Genomic DNA, 17,292 nt, shown 5'->3' on the forward strand with positions numbered 1-17,292 from the left:
CTGCCAGCACGAAACTGAGGGCCGATCCTCGGTGGTGTCTGTGCAAGAGGGGGTATTCCATCCGTGTTTTCCGTATATACGTCATCCCGAGGACCGCTGCGCCTCGGGCTGCCTCTGCTCGTGGCGCTCCTGACGACGGTCGTGGGTTGTCCGGGGCCGAAACCCGAGTGCGTCTACAACTCCGATTGCGAAGGCTCGAACGTGTGCAGGAGCGGCACGTGCGTCGCCGAGTGCAAGAGCAACGTCGACTGCGAAGAGGGTTACATCTGCTCCGACCAGCGCTGCGTCCGCCAGGATACCGGTGACGCTGGGCTCGATGCTGGGCTCGATGCGGGAGTCCAGGGCTGCGTCTACAACTCGGACTGTACCGAGCCGCACCTGTGCCTGCAGGGCGTGTGTCGCGCCGAGTGCATCCAGACGGTGGACTGCGCGGAAGGTTACGTCTGCCAGGAGTTCCGGTGCGTCCGGAACAATCCCCGTGACGCGGGGACCAACGAGCCGGAGCCGGACGGTGGCTCGGAGGTTCCGGACGGCGGCTCGGAGGTTCCGGACGGCGGCTCGGAGGTTCCGGACGGCGGCTCGGAGGTTCCGGACGGCGGCACGACGCCGCTGCCTCCCGATCCCAGCGACCCGAACAACGCCACCAAGGACACCGACTGCGATGGACTGAGCGACAAGGTCGAGTTCGAGACGGATCGGGGCAATGGCAAGCACACCGACCCCGGCCTGGCGGATACCGATGGAGATGGACTCCAGGACGGGCTCGAGCTGGGCATCGACCAGCCGGTGCCGGGCACGAACTGCACCCTGCCGAAGGACGCCGATACCGCATCGAATACGAACCCGGTCAACGCGGACACGGACGGCGACGGCCTGTGGGACGGCGTGGAGGACGCGAACAAGAACGGCAGGGTGGATGACACCGAAACCCACCCGCTGCGCAAGGACACCGACTGCGACGGACTGGTCGATGGCCCGAGCACCGGGAGCGTGAAGGGCGAGGACCAGAACGCCAATGGAATCCGGGAGGCCAGCGAGACCGATCCGCGCCAGGCGGATACCGATGGTGACGGCATCGTGGACGGCGTGGAACGGGGCGTCACCACCCACCCGGACGCGGCGAACTGCACCGGCTTCCTCCCGGACATGGACCCGGGCACGACCACGGATGCGACCCAACCGGACACCGATGGTGACGGGGTGAGCGACGGCGTCGAGGACGACAATCAGAACGGCAGGGTGGACCCGGGTGAGTTGGACCCCAACAACGGCGGCGACGCAACGGGTCCGGTCGGGCAGGTATGCACCGCCGACAACCTGCGCCCCGTGACCTTCCAGTCCGAGAGCGGGCCGGACATCAAGCTGGCACTGCCGCCCACCTTCACGGAGGTCACCCAGATCAAGTCGGGCGCCGAGGTGAAGGGGCTGGTCGGGTACGACAGTACCTCGAAGACCGCCTTCCTGGCCTTCCGCACCACCCCGCCCGTCGGCGCCACGGATCCGCTCGGCGACGAGGAGGCGCTGCGGCCCGCCATCGCGTCCAAGGGCGCCCTTCGCAACCGCACCGCCCAGGCTTTCAAGACCTGGGAGGGCTTCGATGCCGTGCAGGCCTTCTATGACCAGGACGGCACGACCACGGACCTCAAGCGCCGCACGGACCAATTGGTCGACGCCCTGGTGCCCGGCAGCACGGGCCGCCTCAGCGGTACGGCGGCGGGGGTGATGGGAGACTTCCGCCTCCAGACGCTCTTCGTGCACCGCTCGTCCCAGAGCCTCGTGGTGCTCATCGCGGTGGCGCCCCTGGCGAGCGTAACGGGCAGCAACCGCGGTACCCCCGCGGCCTTCTCCGTGAAGGACCTCTCGGATGGCTCCGCGCTCGCCCAGTTCGGCGAGCCCACGGCGGTACGGTGCGAGCGCTTCACCCCCCCGGAGTCCAAGGTGGACTTCATCTTCGTCGTGGACGACAGCGGCTCGATGATGAGCTCGCAGCTGTCGCTGGCCGCCACCGCCCAGTCCGCGGCGAACGCACTCAATGCCGCATCGCTGGACTGGCGCATGGCGCTCGTCACCACGAGCTATCATCTGGGCCCCACGGGCTTGAGCAGCAACGCGGGAAAGGTGCGGCACTTCACCCGCAACGTGAACAAGGTGAAGGCCTGGCTCACGGAGAACAGCGTATGCAACGCGGGGACGTGCAGCGTGGTTCCCACCACGCCCATGCCCGCGGACTGCCCTGGCGACACCTCGCAAGGCGTCAACGGGGGCTGCTGGGTGGGCATGACTGGTAGCGGCAACGAGGGTCTGCTCGGCGCGGCCCGCAAGGTCATCGACGACATGACCCCGGGCACCGACCCAGGGGGTGTCGAGACCGGTCTCAAGGTGCGCAAGGATGCCGCGCTCGTGGTCATCCTGCTCGGAGACGCGGACGATCAGACCAGTGGCTACACCACGACCATCGCCAACTGCGGGAGCGGCGGAACCAAGGACGTGGCCGGAATCAGCTGCGAGAACGTCGCGAACTTCATGAGGTTCTTCGGCGATCGCTCGGAGCTGCCCCCCACCAACAAGACGGGCAAGCCGATCACCGTCCACGGCATCGTGTGCCCGTCCGGCCAGGCCTGCGGCTGCGCCACGGGGATCTGCGATCTGTCCAACTCCACCCGTGAGTTCAACCCGCAGCCCGTGGGCGGCGTGTCCAAGCTGCGCCACGCAGCGGTGGTCAACGCCTCGGGTGGCGTACTCGGCTCCATCCTCGATACCGCCTCCATCGAGGCGTCGATGGAAGCGATCATCGCCGACGCCATTGGCAACTCGGGCTACAAGACCCTCGAGCCTCCCATTGGCGCGTCCATCAAGGTGGCCATGGACAACGTGCTCAACCCGGCGGTTTGCAGTGCGAGCAACGACATTCCGCGCAGCACGGTCAACGGCTTCGACTTCGACGGCAACTCGCGCACCCTCTCCTTCTTCGGCGCCTGCCGTCCCGCGACCGAGTCGACCCAGGTGGCGGTGTCGTACCAGTACTGGGTGGACTCGGTGAAGGCTCCCAACGGCGTCATTCCCTGCGAGAACGACCCGAACTACAGCCCGATCGATCCGGACCACTGTGAAGGCCCCAGGTTGGAGTGCGGAGCCTCGGGCACCTGGTGCGTCTGCAAGCCCGATTGTGGTGGGACCTGCGGCACGGGCACCCGGTGTGACATGACGCTCTGCGCCTGCGTGCCGTAATCCGTTCAGGATGTGTCCGGGCCGCGGACCGCGGCGCTACGATGCGGCCCGGACATGAGAGCGGATATGAACGCGGTCGCACGCCTGGGCGCGTCGCTCGCCACCCACTGAATGTCAGGAAACCACGCGGATATTCGTCCGGGCGCGGACGAAGGCCCCAGCAGCCATCCTTGACTCCAAACAAGGGGACGTCCGCCCATGACGGTCAGGCTCTACCTCGAGGACTCGTACCAACGTGAGTTCAACGCCGAGGTGCTCGAAAGCGCGGACGGATGGTGTGTCCTGTCACGGACGGCCTTCTACCCGGGTGGTGGCGGGCAACCCTGCGATCGCGGCCACTTGAGCCTGGAGGGAGACACCGTCGTGGTCTCCGAAGTCCGAGAGGATACCGAGGGCCGGATATGGCACCGCATCGAGCGGGAGCTCGCGGCGGGCCGGGCCGTACGGGGAATCCTCGACTGGTCCTACAGACACGCACTGATGCGACATCATGGCCTGATGCACGTCGTCAATACGGTCGCGCGCCAACACTTCGGGGGCTTCATCACGGGCGTGCAGCTCGGTCCCGAGGAGTCACGCATCGACTTCAAGCTGACCGGCTTCGCGCGTGAGCAGATTGCCGACCTGGAGAGCCGCGTCAATGACGTGCTCCAACAGGGTCACCCCGTGGCGTCCTCGGTCATCAGCGAAGACGAGTTCCGAGGACGGCCCGAGCTCATCCGGACCCTGAATGTCCTCCCCCCCATCGTCGATGGGACCGTGCGGATCGTCGAGATCGAAGGGTTCGATGCGCAAGCGTGCGGCGGAACGCACGTGCACTCGACACGCGAGATCGGCCAGGCGCGCATCAGGAAGTTCGACAACAAGGGGAAGGACAACAAGCGCTTCTATTGGACGCTGACGGATCGGTGAGACGGCGGGGCTTCGATGCGGCAGAGGCTCGACACGTCCAGCCCTCGCGCCCCCGCCCAGGCCCGCAGCGCCTCGTCGAGCCGGGCCGCGCTCGGCGCGTCGGTGGGAGCCACTGGCTCCAGCGCCCAACCCGGCGGCACGTTGCCGGAGTAGCCGTTGAGAGTGGGGACTCCCCGCTCGATGGAAGCCCACATCGCGTCGATCTGGTACTTCCATGAGGGCTCGTTCCCTCCGGCCGGACTGTAGAGGAAGCTCTCGCAGCCGGGACCCACCTGCCCCGCCACCCACTGCACGTCCGCGCGCGCGGCAGCCACATCGAAGGTGCTCCCGCTCACGCCCTGCTCGAGCAGACACACACTCCCCAGCAGCGCCGCCAGCCACACCTTCCCCTCTCGGGCCTGGCGCGACAGGAAGAGGGCCAATCCCACGGAGGCGGGGAGCAGCAACCAGACCCCCATCCGACAGACGGCCCGCACCGCGCTGGCGCCCGGGAAGCCGTGGAACACCAGCCACCAGGGCGTCATGCCCCCGCGGTAGCGCGTGGCGATCAAGACGGTGACGAGCACCACCCCCAGCAGCAGCCGCGCCATCGGGCGTTGCCGGGCGTGCCACAACCCCGCTCCCGCGAGCACCAGCGTCAACACGCCCAGCCCCACCCGGTGCTCCCCCTCCACGGGAATGCGCGCGAATGGCTTCAGGCGGCCCATCCAGCCGTAGAGCCAGTTGGTGTCTCCCATGTGGAACCAGGAGGCGAATCGGGGCACCATGCCCTCGGCCTCGCCGAAGGACCGCAGCCCCACCTCCCGCGCCGCGGCCAGGCTGTGCTGGACGAGCGGCAGCAGGGCCACCACCCCCACCACGCCCCACAAGAGCAGCGCCGGACCGTGGGTGCGCAGGCCCTGGAACAGCTTCGCGCGTGTGTCGGGGAAGCCAAGCGCGACGAGCGCCGTCAGGGCGAGGAAGAAGCCCAGGAACCATCCCCAGTAGAAACCGGCGTACAGCTGCGCCACGCAGGAGGCCACCAGCAGCGCGGCCCATCCCATTCCGGCCCGGCGTGAGAGTCCAGGGCGCGCCAGGGCGAGGAGCGCCCCCACCGCGAGCACGCTGTAGAACTGCGGCAACAACTGGGGGTGGTTGGCCTGATTGATGCGCGAGGCCCCCGCGGCGAAGAGCACCGCGCCCACCATCGCCGCGCCCGCGGACGCCCCGACCCCCCTGCGCAGGAGCCACAGCGCCGACAGGAAGTTCAGGGAGGTGACGGTGAACACCCAGAACTGGAAGGCCCTGTCCGGCGACATGCCCACGGCTCGCCAGACGGCATACAGCGGCAACACGCCCTGCAGCGGATCCGAGTAGGCAATCGTGTTGGCGGCCGGGTGGAACATGGGCGCGTCCCAGAAGCGCGCGTGAGCGGCATCCCCACGCAGGTGGCGGAAGCCATGCTCGAGGACGTAGTGCACGAAACGCGCATCGCCCTCGTCCCCCTGGGTGACCCGCAGGCCCGACAGCAACACCGCGTGGTGCGCCAGCATCAGTGCCAACGCCCAGCCCACGAGCCCCCAGAGCAGCGGGGAGCCAAGAATGGAGGGTGAGCCAGGAAGACGGGAGGGAGGATTCGACATGACTGTTACGCGCACCGCTGGTGATGTGTCCGATGGATCGACAGGGTCGGGTTGCGCATGCTCCCTCTCCCCTTGGGAGAGGGGACACCCACGGAGCTCGCCTCCCCTGCCCCCGTCTCAGTCGAGGAAGAAGTCCGGAAGCGGCTCCGTGCCGGGCTTCACCAGGTACTTCGCGAAGTCCGTCACTCCGGCCTCGCGCAGCAGGTCCTCGTCGATGAAGAAGTTGCCGGTGCAGGCGCGGCTGTCACGGGTGAGGATGGCGTGGGCCGCATCCGCCATGATCTCCGGGGTGCGGCTGGCCTGCATCATCTCCTCGCCGCCGATCATGTTGATGGCCGCCGTGGCGATGACGGTGCGCGGCCAGAGCGCGTTGAAGGCCACGCCCCGGTCTCGGAACTCCTCGGCCATCCCGAGCACGCACATGCTCATGCCGTACTTGGCCATGGTGTAGGCCACGTGGTTCTGGAACCACTTCGCCTTCATGTTGAGCGGGGGCGAGAGCGTGAGGACGTGCGGGTTCTTCGCCTTCAGGAGCTCCGGGAGGCACGCCTGGGTGGTGGCGTAGGTGCCTCGCACGTTGACGCCGAACATCAGGTCGAACTTCTTCATCGGCGTCTCCAGCGTGCCCGTCAGGCTGATGGCGCTGGCGTTGTTCACGAGGATGTCGATGCCGCCAAAGCGCTCCACCGCCTGCTTCACCGCGGCGTGGAGCTGGTCCTCGAAACGGATGTCCACCGTCAGGGGCAGCGCCTTGCCGCCCTCCTTCTCGATCTCCTCGGCGGCCGAGTAGATGGTGCCGGGCAGCTTCGGGTGGGGCTCGGCCGTCTTGGCGGCGATGACGACGTTGGCACCGTCTCGCGCCGCGCGCTTCGCGATGGCCAGGCCGATGCCCCGGCTCGCGCCGGTGATGAACAGGGTCTTCCCCTTCAGCGTGTTCACAGCGGGTCCTTTCTCCCGGGGCTCTTTCGGAGACGCCACCGGGTCGCTTCCGTCCGCTCCCCTGCGTACTTCGTCCCGCCTGGGAGCGCCAGCGTCACGGACGGGGCATGTCGTGGTTTGATGCCGGGCGCACGCCTACCGAGTACACGTGCGGCGCCTGCTCCCTGAAGGTCACGCTGGGCTGGTTCCATGCCCATGACGTCTCGGATGGTCACGAGGAGGAGGCACGTGCCTCGGGGATGCGCCCCCAGGTGCGCTGGGACGTCATCAGGGACGGACAGCGGACGCTCGAGATGAAGGGCGGCCAGGTCACGTAGCGCCCGGCGCGGGACTAGCGAGCCCCCGTCGATCCGCGGGCGAAGCTCATGGCGGTGTGGACGAGCGCCACGTGGCTGGAGGTGTGCGGGAAGGCACCCACGCCACGTCGGCGATGGAGGTTGTACTCCTCGGGGAGCAGCCCCACGTCGTTGCGCACGAGCAGCAATCGCTCGAAGAGCGCATGGGCCTCCTCGCGCCTGCCGATGAGTTGCAGGCAGTCCGCCAGCCAGAAGCTACACGGGAGCGAGATGCCGCTGTCACGCGCGGTGCTCCGGCGCACGAAGTCTCCTTCGCTCAGCTCGCGCTCGATGGCCTCCACGGTGCCACGCACACGCGCGTCCTCGGGAGGCAGGAAGCCCACCAGGGGAATGCGCAGCAACTGCGCGTCGAGCCCCCTGTTCCCGCCCGTGTACTCCTGGACGAAGGTGTTGCGGTTCGCGTCGAAGCCCTCGCGGCACACCACGGCGTGGATGTCCGCGCGCAGCTGCTTCCAGCGCTCCACCGGCGCGTCCAGGCCGAAGCGCGCCGCGCTCGCCAGCGTCCGGTCCACCGCCACCCAGGCCATCACCCCGGAGAGCGTGGTGGGATGGCCCTCGGGTGCGCGCTTCCAGGCGCCTTCCAGGTGCTCGAGCAGGGCCTTCTGCAGCGACCACATGTCACCGCTCGGAGGTAGACCCAGGCGCTCGGCCTCGTGGAAGCAGTCCATCACCTCGCCGAGCGTCTCGAGCTGAAGCACGCGCTCGGTCCGCCGGCCGATTCGCACCGGCGCGTTACCCTCGTAGCCGGGCAGCCAGGGCAGCTCCTGTTCGGGGAGGCGGCGCTCACCGGCCACCCCATACACCGGCTGCAATTCCTCGGGCTCACCCGCCACGGCCAGCACCAGCCAGTCGCGCCAGGCGCGGGCCTCGTCCAGGTAGCCCGCGTCCAACAGGGCCTGGAGTGCCAGCGTCGCGTCGCGCAGCCAGCAATAGCGCGCATCCCCTCCGGCGCCTCCGGGGAGCGCGGTGGTGGGGGCCGCCACGATGCCACCGGTGGGCGAGTACGTGAGGGCCTTGAGGGTGATGAGCGAGCGCTGGACGTGCTCGGCCCAGGGCGTGTGGGTGGGCAGGCGAGAGGACCACGCCTTCCACCACGCCTCCGTGTCGTCGGCGGCGGAGAGCCCGTCGATGGCGCGCGGCACGGGCTGGTGCGAGGGGAACCAGGAGAGCACGAAGGGAACGCGCTCCCTCGGGTTGACGGGGAAGTCCGCGGTGAGGACGCCCTGGCTGCGCCTCAGTGCGACGGAGGTGTTCAAGGCCACCCCATCCGGGCCAGCCTTGGCGACGACCTGATTGTCACCGAAGCGCAACCAGGGCGTCCGGTCGCCGTAGCCGAAGCGGACGGCCAGCTCCATGCGCATGGGGACGGTCCCCGAGAGGCCTTGCACCACGCGGACGAGATCCGGCTCGGCGCCGCGAGGGGGCATGCAGTCCACCACGCGCACCGAGCCGTAATCCGTCTCGAAGTCCGTCTCCAGCACGAGCGAGCCGGGGCGGTAGCGGCGCGTCACCTTGCGGATGTTCCCCACGGGCGCGAGCAGCCACCGTCCGTGCGAGGCATCCCCGAGCAGCGCGGCGAAGCACGCATCCGAGTCGAACCGCGGCCAGCACAGCCAGTCGATGGAGCCATCCCTTCCCACCAACGCGGCGCTCTGGGTGTCACCGATGAGGGCGTAGTCTTCGAGCGGCAGGGGCATGGGCAGGGCTCCGCGGGCTTCGAGGTGGACCCGAGTGTAGCCCGGCCCGTCGAGGCGGCGACAGTTTGACACGGGCACGCTCATGGTCAGATTGAGGCCCATGCCCGGCCCCCTGCATCGCGTCGCTCGCTGGCTGCGGCTGGTGCTGGCGTTCCTCACGGTCGCCGGGGCCAGCGCGCCGGCGCACGCGCTGCCGACCGCCGGGTCCATCGTGGCGGTCTGGGTCGAGCGGCACGAGCCCTCGAGGCCACGTCCGGCGGTCGAGGCCCCCGTGTCGCGGGTGCGTGCGGACACGGCTCCCACGCGGGTCCACGTCCGTGCGGCGCTTCCGGGCATCCGCCACGAGGTGCGCACCGCGGGTCCGCCGCGCCGCCTCTTCCTGATGCATCGTGCGCTCCTCCACTGAGCCTTTCCGGGGACCGGTACCTGGAAAGTCTTTCAACTGGAGGAGTACGCCATGACCTTTCTTCCCAAGGCCGTGCGCGCCTTCGTGCGCGCCAGCCTGCGCTTCGTCTTTCGTGTGATTCGTCTTCTCTTCATCCTCGGACTGGTGGTCCTCCCCGCGCCCCTGACGGCCTGGGTGGTGATCATCCTGGAGCCACTCCGCCGCAACCAGCCAGCGGAGGTCCTCCGTCAGGAGCACCTGCCGCCGAAATGAGGGCGGGGCGCGCGTGAGACCGCTGCTGTATACATGCGGGGTGTCCACCGAACCACCGCTGGAGCAGAGTCCCCCGAGCGTCACAGAGGACTGGAACCCCCGCTTCCGGTTCTTCTTCCTGGCGCTCGGGTTCATCTGTGTCGGACTCGGCATGCTCGGCGCGTTCCTGCCGCTGCTGCCGACGACGCCCTTCATGCTCGTGGCACTGTGGGCGTTCTCGCGCAGCTCGCGCCGCTTCCACCACTGGCTGTACACGCACCCGCGCTTCGGACCCCGGCTCCAGGAGTGGCACCAGTACGGCATCGTGCCGGTGAGGGTGAAGCTCACCTCCCTCTCCGCGATGACGGCGAGCTTCTTGTTCATGGCGTTCGTCATGCGCGTGAAGTGGCACGTGCTCGCCATGTCCGGCTCGGTGATGCTCATCGGGGCGGTGTACGTGCTCAGCCGCCCCAGCAGGCCACCTGGCAACCCTCCTGGGGCCAGGAGCTAACGCAGCGAGCGGAAGAACGCGCGCACGTCCTCGAGGAACAACTCCGGCTCCTCGACGGCGGCGAAGTGACCGCCTCGTGGCATCTCCGTGTACCGCCGCAGATCGAACCGTGCCTCCAGCCAGCTCCGGGGCGAGGTGAGGATCTCCCGGGGAAACGCCGCCACCCCCGTGGGGGCGCGGATGGGCGTGGTCAGGTCCACCAGCCGCAGGGCATTGGTCTCGTAGTACAGGTTGGCCGCGCTCGCGATGCTGTTGGGCGCCCAGTAGAACATCAGGTTCGTCAGCAGCCAGTCCTTGGAGAAGGCGCGCTCCACGTCCCCGCCACAGTCGCTCCAAGTTCGGAACTTCTCGACGATCCACGCGGCGAGCCCCGCCGGCGAGTCGGCCTGCGCGATGGCGAGCGACATCGGCTTGGTCCCCTGCACGTGGCTGTAGCCCGCCTCGGCCGCCTGCCAGGCCGCGGCCTTCTGGCCGAAGCTCCTGAATTCCTCGCTCTGTTCCACCCCAGGAGGAGGCGCGGCCAGGGGCATGTTGAGATGGATGCCCAGCAGGTGCTCGGCGTGCTTCGTTCCGAGCGCCATGGTGACGATGCTGCCCCAGTCACCGCCCTGCGCTCCGTAGCGGGAGTAGCCGAGATCCTCGCGCATGAGCCGATCGAAGGCCGCGGCGATACGCGCGGGATTCCACCCGGCCTCGCGAGGCTTGCCGCCGAACCCGTAGCCGGGCAGCGCGGGGATGACGACGTCGAACGCGTCCGCCGGATTTCCGCCGTGCGCGGCCGGGTCCGTCAGAGGGCCGATGAGGTGGTGGAACTCGTAGATGGATCCCGGCCAGCCGTGGATGAGCAGCAGGGGAACGGGGGCGGGCCCCTTTCCCCGGATGTGCCAGAAATGGATGTCGACTCCGTCCACCTCACAGAGGAACTGCGGATGGCGGTTCAGCTCGGCCTCGTGTTTGCGCCAGTCGTACTGGTGGCGCCAGTACGTGCAGAGCTCGCGCACGTAGGAGACATCGGCACCGCGCTCCCAGCCACCGGGGAGCGGCTCCGGAAAGCGCGTCGCATCGAGGCGTCGGTGGAGATCGGTGAGGACGGCGTCGGGGACGTCAATACGGTAGGGACGAGGGGGCATGGCGGCGGAAGCTAACCCGCGAGCGGGGGGCCGTGCGATTCCTGAAGTCGCCTGCCCCCCAGTGCCCATATATGTAGGACCATGCTCCACGTCATTCCCCTCGGCGGACTCGGTGAGATTGGCCTCAACGCCATGGTCATCGCCTGCCGGGGGGAGCTGCTCCTCATCGACTGCGGACTGATGTTCCCTCCCATGGGCACGCTGGGCGTGGACATCATCGTCCCGGACTTCACCTACCTGCGACAGAACGCCTCCCTGCTCAAGGGCATCGTCCTCACCCATGGCCACGAGGACCACGTCGGCGCCCTGCCCTACCTCCTCAACGAGGTGCCCGTCCCCGTCTACGGCACCCGCTTCACCCTGGGCATGGTGCGCGGCCGGCTCGAGGAGCTGGGCCTCGATGCGGACCTGCGGGAGATAGAGCCCCGCAATCCCTTCCGCGTGGGCGCCCACTTCACCGTCGAGGCCTGCCGCGTCACCCACACGGTACCGGACGCCGTGGGCTACATCGTCCGCACGCCCGAGGGCCCCATCATCCACACCGGGGACTTCAAGTTGGATCCGGATCCCATCGACGGCCTGCGCACCGACCTGGAGCGCTGGGGCGAGCTCGGCGACGAGGGCGTGCTCTGTCTCCTGTCCGACTCCACCAACTCCGAGCGCACCCACGAGACGGGCAGCGAGCGACTCGTGGAGCAGACCTTCGAGCGCCTCTTCCAGAACGTCCCCGGCCGCATCGTGGTGAGCATGTTCGCCTCCCACCTGCACCGCATCCACCACGTGCTGGACCTGGCCCGGAAGCTGGAGCGCAAGGTGGTGACGATGGGGCGCAGCATGGCGCGCAACATCGAGATGGCCCGCCAGCTCGGCTACCTCCCCAGTGTCACCGACGGCCTCTTCGTCCCGCTCGACGCCGCCGCCTCGCTTCCCCCCGAGCGCCTGCTGGTGCTCGCCACCGGCTCCCAGGCAGAGCCCCGTGCCGGCCTCTCCCAGCTCGCCGCGGGTGACGGCCCCCTGCGTCTGGGCCCCGGGGACCTGGTCGTCCTCAGTGCCCGGGCCATCCCCGGCAACGAGCGCGCCGTGACCGGCCTCATCGACCAGCTCCTGTGGCGCGGGGCCCGCGTCGTCTACCCGGACGTGGAGCCCGGCGTGCACGTGTCCGGCCATGCCAGCCAGCCCCAGCAGCGGCGGGTGCTGGACCTGGTGCGCCCCAGGAACTTCGTCCCCATTCACGGCGAGTTTCACCACCTGCACCGACACCTCGCCACCGCGAAGGAGTCCGGGCTCGCCCCCGAGCAACTCCTGCTCGCCCAGGATGGAGATCTGCTCGTCTTCGAGGAGGGCCAGGGCCGCTTCGGGGGCAGCGTTCCCACCGGCCGCATCTACCGCGACCGCTTCGGCAACGGGGTGGTGACGCCCGATATCCTCCAGGAGCGTACCCGGCTGGCCGAGACGGGGCTCATCGTGGCCGTGCTCGTCATCGATCGGGCCAGCCTGTCCGTCCTGGCGGGGCCGCAGCTCTCCGGGCAGGGCCTGAACCTGGACGAGCAGGTGCTGCTGCCCCGGGTGGCCGCCGACGCCCGTGCCTTCTTCCTGGAGATGTCCCCCCAACTCCGAGGGGATGATGCCCGGGCGCGGGAGGAGCTCGCCCGCGCGGTGCGCCGGGCCTTCAAGCTGTATACATCCAAGCGGCCCGTCGTGGTGCCGATGGTCATCAAGGTGTGATAAGGGCGCGAACTGCCATGCCTTCCTTCGACGTCGTCTCGAAAATCGACATTGCCGAGCTGGACAACGCGGTCAACCAGACCAAGAAGGAGATCTCCACCCGCTACGACTTCCAGGGCGTCAACGGGGACGTGGTGCTCTCCCCGGACAAGACCTCCATCACGGTGAAGGCCAACAGCGAGGAGAAGGTCCAGGCCGCCAAGGAAGTCCTTCTCAGCAAGCTGGCCAAGCGCGGCATCCCGCTGCTGGCGCTGGAGTACGAGCCCATCGAGAAGACGGGCCTGTCCAACGTGAAGCAGCTCATCAAGCTGCAGCAGGGCATTCCCGTGGAGAAGTCCAAGGAGCTGGTGAAGCTGCTCAAGGACTCCAAGATGAAGGTCCAGGGCTCCATCCAGGGTGACCAGCTGCGCGTGACGGGCAAGAACAAGGACGACCTCCAGGCCGCCATCGCCCTCTTCCGCAAGGAAGCGGATCGGCTGAAGCTCGACATGCAGTTCACCAACTTCCGGGACTAGCCGTGCGCTCACTCGTCGTCTCCGCCGTCCTCGCGGCGCTCGCCTCGGGGGCGGCTTCCGCGCAAGAGAAGGACCCGGCCCCCGCGAAGCCCCGTGCGGTGAAGAACGTCCCCTCGCTCGGCCGTGAGCCGAAGCTGGATGGGAACCTCAAGGACGTGCCCGCCACGCTCACCCTCAAGCCCCCGGCCTCGGTGGACGCGAGCGCCTCCTTCACCGCCCGCGTCGGCTGGCGCAAGGACACCCTCTACGTGGGGGTGGAGGCCACGGATGATCAGCTCCAGGCAGGAGACCTGCTCACCCTCTCGCTCTTCTTCCCCGACGCCGGGCCCACCGCCACCGGCCACGTGTTCCGCTTCGCCTTCGATGGCAAGCGCGCCTCACCGCCGGAGAGCGGCACGCCCGAGTTCGCCCAGAAGCGGGTGGAGGTGGGCGTGCAGCGCAAGGACAACGCCCTGACGCTCGAGGTGGCCATTCCCGCCCGGGCCTTCCCGCGCTTCCCCGCGGAGGAGCCGCTCGCGCTCGACCTGTGCCTCACCTACGACGACGTGGACGCGGCGGGCGCCAGACCTCCGGCCGTGTCCAACTGCAAGGACGGCGGCATGCTGGGCGAGGTGCTCCGGCTGCCCGACGACTTCCGCAAGGGCCTCAAGCTGAAGCCGCCCACGAGCGTGGTGGCGTTCGAGGCCCACTCCGATGGCTGGCTGGGCTACGGCGTGCTGCGCTACCCGAGCTGGGTGGAGGCGGACGCCCCCCTGACGCCCGAGCTGCTCGAGAAGCTGGTGACCACCCAGGCGGTGGAGGCGGAGAAGGCCGGGGTGAACGTGCCCGACACGCTCCCGCTGCCGAATGGGACGCCCCTGCTGACGGTGTTGTCCGGGGAGAACCCCTACAGTGCCCCGGGCACGTGCGACTCGGACAAGGAGTTGCGCCTCGGCCTCTACCTGGTGAAGGGGAAGACGGCGCAACGGGTGCTCGAATGGCCGGCCGCTACCTGTGCGCTGGGACGAGCTACTTCAGTGGTGCTCGATGAAGAGGGCGCGTTGAGCATCCGTTACTCGAACGGCCCGACCATCAACTTTGCTTGGAGTGGCGACCACTTCGAGCGGACCGAACTCGGAAAGCGGTAAGCGCTGTGCAGAATCCCCCAGAGACCAAGAGCCTCTACATGATGACCCTCGGCTGCCCGAAGAACCGGGTGGACTCCGAGGTGATGCTCGGCACCCTCAAGCAGCGCGGTTACTCGCTGGTGCAGGATCCCGCCGCGGCCCAGGTCATCGTCGTCAATACCTGTGCCTTCATCGGGCCCGCCAAGCAGGAGTCCGTGGACTCCATCCTGGAGATGGCCGAGTTCAAGAAGTCGGGGGCGTGCAGCACGCTCGTCGTCACCGGCTGCCTCTCGCAGCGCTACGGCGCCGAGCTCTCCAAGGAGATGCCCGAGGTGGACCACTTCCTCGGCACGGGCGCCTACGCCCAGATTGGCGACCTGCTCGCAGCCGAGGCCAGCCCGCGTCAGGTGATTCCGGACCCGGACTACATCCACGACGCGAAGACGCCGCGCGAGAACTCGATGCCGTCCTACACGGCATACCTGAAGATCTCCGAGGGCTGCGACAACGCGTGCGCCTTCTGCATCATCCCCACGCTGCGCGGTGGCCAGCGCTCGCGGAGCATCTCGGACATCGTCGCCGAGGCCCAGCGCCTGTCCGAGCAGGGCGTGCAGGAGCTGAACCTCGTCGCGCAGGACCTGACGGCGTACGGGCATGATCTGCCGGGCAAGCCGAAGCTGCATGACCTTCTGCGCGAGCTGGTGAAGGTGGACGTGCGGTGGATCCGCCTGCACTACGCCTACCCGCGCGTCTTCACGGACGAGCTCATCGAGCTGATGGCGACGGAGAAGAAGATCGCCAGGTACCTGGACATGCCGCTGCAGCACGCGAGCGACAAGCTGCTGCTGTCGATGAAGCGGGGCCGGGACTCGAAGTTCCTCAAGGAGCTGCTCACGAAGCTGCGCGCCCGGGTGCCGGGGCTGGTGATGCGCACCTCGATGATCGTCGGCCTGCCCGGCGAGACCGAGGAGGACTTCGAGATGCTCAAGGAGTTCGTGAAGGAGCAGCGCTTCGAGCGGCTCGGGGTGTTCCAGTACTCGGACGAGGAAGGCACGGCGGCGTACGACTACGAGAACAAGGTGCCGAAGCAGACCATCGAGCGTCGCTGGCGTGAGGTGATGGCCATCCAGAAGCGCATCAACCGCGAGCAGAACAAGAAGCTGGTGGGTCAGCGGATTGAAGTGCTGGTGGAGGGCCCGAGCGAGGAGTCCGAGCACCTGCTGGTGGGCCGCCACGAGGGCCAGGCGCCGGAGATCGACGGTCTGGTCTACATCAACGACGGCCTGGCCTACCCGGGCGAGTTCGTCACCGTGGAGGTGACGGAGGCGCACGACTACGACCTGGTGGCCAAGGTGGTCGAGCGCCCCAACCCGAAGGACCGCGTGCACAAGCCGCGCGAGTCCTTCCCCATGGCCGTGGTGCCGTCGGCGCGCTGACGACGTTCCGGGCGGTTGATCAGCGCCGTTCCAGACGGCGCCAGTCCCCCGCGCGCCCGGACTCCTCGAATCCCGCGAGGGTGCCGGGCAGCGGCCCCGCTCCGTACACCAGCAGCGCGCTGAAGGGAGCGAGTTGCTCGGAGGAGGCACCGTCCAGCCACTGTGGCAGTGACTGGCCCGGTCGGAAGCGCACCGGCAGGTGGTCTCCATCGGCGAAGAAGTGGTGCCCCACTCCGCCCTGGGTGGCCGTCCACCACTGGCCGAGGTGCTCCAGATAGACGAGCCGGCTGCCCTGGGAGCGGTTCCCGACGAGCGAGACATAGCCATGCACCCCGGGCGGAGGAGGGCTCGCCACCAGCGTCTCGAGTCCCTTCACCTCCTGCTTGAAGCGCCAGTGGAAGCGCGCCGTCTCCGCCAACGAGGCCACCACCACGAGCAGCAGCAGGGCCCGTAGAGGCCGGGCGATGCGTGCCGGATCCACCAACACGAGGGCGACGACGCCCGCGAGCACGGGCAGGCGCACGTGGATGAGCCATGCGCCCGAGAGCGCCTTGGGTGTCAGCAAGAACAGGGCGCCCAGCGACAGGAAGAGCACCCAGGGAGCACGGGGCTCCTCACGCCGGTGGCGCATGTACGCGACCACGAAGACGAGCGTGATGAGCAGCGGCCCCACGACGGCGAGCCTTCCCTCGGGGCGGTAGTTGCGCAGGAGCCAGTTGAAGTGGGAGCCCCAGCCGTAGTCCGTGGGAGCGGCGTTGCCGGGCGCGAAGGCCCTCGACGCGAGCGTCGCGATGCGCGCCGCGCACAGGCCCAGGGGGAGCGCGAGACCCGCCGCCGCGAGCCCCACCGCCCGCCGTCGAGAGGCTGAGAAGAGCGCGAGCGCCGCCATGCCGACACACAGGGCACCGAAGGCAACGAGGTGCGAGAACATCGTCGCGGTGGACAGGAGCGCGAGGCCCACCACCGCGCCCACCGCTCGCCCGGGGCTCCGCAGCGCGTGCAGGTAGAGCGCCAGCGAGAACAGGGCGAGCGGCAGCGAGAAGAAGCTCGGCAGGAAGCCATACCAGTAGGAGATGTTGAAGGCGAGCGGGAGCCCGAGCACCACCGTCCACGCGGGCCGCCGCAGGACGCGCGCGAGCGCCAGGTGGGACAGGGGGAAGAGCATCAACCCCGTCCAGGCGGCCAGGCGCGCCGCGAAGGCACCATTCGTGAGCAACGTCACCGGCAGGAAGAACCAGATGGGCAGCCCGTAGCCGAGCGGAAGGTGCGCCTCGTAAACGGCGGATACCGACGGATCGCCCCGGACGAGCGCCGCGAGCGTCTGCATCTGGGCCGCGTGGGCGGGCAGATCCACCGAGGGAGGAATACCGCTCACGCACCAGGCGGCGAAGCTCCCCCAGGCCACCAGCAGGACGGCGAATTTCCAGGGCTCGTGCGGGGAAATGGGTGCGGCCAACGGCTCTCGGGACATGTTCCGT

15 protein-coding genes are annotated in these 17,292 nt (G+C 68.6%); 10 read left to right on the forward strand and 5 right to left on the reverse strand.

From position 1 onward, the window contains the following. Nucleotides 1-63 precede the first annotated feature (63 nt). Together cglD and JQX13_RS01430 are read left to right on the forward strand one after the other, a co-directional pair. Nucleotides 64-3,228, forward strand: a complete 3,165-nt coding sequence (gene cglD, locus JQX13_RS01425) for an adventurous gliding motility lipoprotein CglD (RefSeq protein WP_203407279.1) — start codon at nt 64-66, stop codon at nt 3,226-3,228. A 198-nt stretch (nt 3,229-3,426) separates the two neighbouring features. Further along, the gene (locus tag JQX13_RS01430; protein ID WP_203407281.1) at nt 3,427-4,140 is read left to right on the forward strand and encodes an alanyl-tRNA editing protein; all 714 of its coding nucleotides are present in this window, start codon (nt 3,427-3,429) and stop codon (nt 4,138-4,140) included. Here JQX13_RS01430 and JQX13_RS01435 read toward each other — a convergent pair. Together JQX13_RS01435 and JQX13_RS01440 are read right to left on the reverse strand one after the other, a co-directional pair. Then, the gene (locus JQX13_RS01435; protein ID WP_239014465.1) at nt 4,116-5,762 is read right to left on the reverse strand and encodes a hypothetical protein; all 1,647 of its coding nucleotides are present in this window, start codon (nt 5,760-5,762) and stop codon (nt 4,116-4,118) included. The two genes, JQX13_RS01430 and JQX13_RS01435, sit on opposite strands and share 25 nt — an antisense overlap. Before the next feature lie 117 nt (nt 5,763-5,879). Then, nucleotides 5,880-6,701, reverse strand: a complete 822-nt coding sequence (locus JQX13_RS01440; protein WP_203407282.1) for an SDR family oxidoreductase — start codon at nt 6,699-6,701, stop codon at nt 5,880-5,882. A 107-nt stretch (nt 6,702-6,808) separates the two neighbouring features. On the opposite strand from JQX13_RS01440, the gene JQX13_RS01445 reads away from it, so the two are divergent. Next, entirely contained in the window at nt 6,809-7,018 is a 210-nt protein-coding gene (locus JQX13_RS01445; protein WP_203407283.1) for a hypothetical protein, read from the forward strand. A 14-nt stretch (nt 7,019-7,032) separates the two neighbouring features. Here the strand turns inward: JQX13_RS01445 and JQX13_RS01450 are convergent, their stop codons facing one another. Continuing rightward, on the reverse strand, nt 7,033-8,754 hold the full coding sequence (locus JQX13_RS01450) for a glycoside hydrolase family 15 protein (RefSeq protein WP_203407285.1): 1,722 nt from the start codon (nt 8,752-8,754) through the stop codon (nt 7,033-7,035). A gap of 100 nt (nt 8,755-8,854) precedes the next feature. Here JQX13_RS01450 and JQX13_RS01455 point away from each other — a divergent pair, with 100 nt between their 5' ends. The 3 genes from JQX13_RS01455 to JQX13_RS01465 are packed head-to-tail and all read left to right on the forward strand — an operon-like array spanning nt 8,855 to nt 9,902. Then, complete coding sequence (locus JQX13_RS01455) at nt 8,855-9,160, forward strand: hypothetical protein (protein ID WP_203407286.1); 306 nt, start codon at nt 8,855-8,857, stop codon at nt 9,158-9,160. Between the two features lie 51 nt (nt 9,161-9,211). After that, complete coding sequence (locus tag JQX13_RS01460) at nt 9,212-9,412, forward strand: hypothetical protein (protein WP_203407288.1); 201 nt, start codon at nt 9,212-9,214, stop codon at nt 9,410-9,412. 40 nt (nt 9,413-9,452) lie between these two features. Then, nucleotides 9,453-9,902: a YbaN family protein gene (locus JQX13_RS01465; protein ID WP_239014466.1), complete on the forward strand. Its 450-nt coding sequence runs from the start codon at nt 9,453-9,455 to the stop codon at nt 9,900-9,902. Here JQX13_RS01465 and JQX13_RS01470 read toward each other — a convergent pair. Beyond that, nucleotides 9,899-11,032 carry an epoxide hydrolase family protein gene (locus JQX13_RS01470; protein WP_203407289.1) on the reverse strand — a complete coding sequence of 378 codons (1,134 nt, stop codon included), beginning with the start codon at nt 11,030-11,032 and terminating at the stop codon, nt 9,899-9,901. The two genes, JQX13_RS01465 and JQX13_RS01470, sit on opposite strands and share 4 nt — an antisense overlap. Nucleotides 11,033-11,113: 81 nt before the next feature. Between JQX13_RS01470 and JQX13_RS01475 the strand changes: the two genes are divergently transcribed. Genes JQX13_RS01475 through rimO form a run of 4 tightly spaced genes read left to right on the forward strand, consistent with a single transcriptional unit; the run spans nt 11,114 to nt 15,814 of the window. After that, nucleotides 11,114-12,757 (forward strand): ribonuclease J, encoded by a 1,644-nt coding sequence (locus tag JQX13_RS01475; protein WP_203407291.1) that lies wholly within the window; start codon nt 11,114-11,116, stop codon nt 12,755-12,757. 17 nt (nt 12,758-12,774) lie between these two features. Beyond that, nucleotides 12,775-13,272: a YajQ family cyclic di-GMP-binding protein gene (locus JQX13_RS01480; protein ID WP_203407293.1), complete on the forward strand. Its 498-nt coding sequence runs from the start codon at nt 12,775-12,777 to the stop codon at nt 13,270-13,272. Between the two features lie 2 nt (nt 13,273-13,274). Beyond that, the gene (locus tag JQX13_RS01485; protein WP_203407294.1) at nt 13,275-14,399 is read left to right on the forward strand and encodes a hypothetical protein; all 1,125 of its coding nucleotides are present in this window, start codon (nt 13,275-13,277) and stop codon (nt 14,397-14,399) included. 41 nt (nt 14,400-14,440) lie between these two features. Beyond that, entirely contained in the window at nt 14,441-15,814 is a 1,374-nt protein-coding gene (rimO, locus tag JQX13_RS01490; protein ID WP_239015549.1) for a 30S ribosomal protein S12 methylthiotransferase RimO, read from the forward strand. 19 nt (nt 15,815-15,833) lie between these two features. On the opposite strand, the gene JQX13_RS01495 is transcribed toward rimO, so the two are convergent. Then, complete coding sequence (locus JQX13_RS01495; protein ID WP_203407304.1) at nt 15,834-17,285, reverse strand: hypothetical protein; 1,452 nt, start codon at nt 17,283-17,285, stop codon at nt 15,834-15,836. Nucleotides 17,286-17,292: the final 7 nt, after the last annotated feature.

Origin of the sequence: Archangium violaceum (genome assembly GCF_016859125.1) — a bacterium.
Taxonomy (GTDB): Bacteria; Myxococcota; Myxococcia; order Myxococcales; family Myxococcaceae; genus Archangium; species Archangium violaceum_A.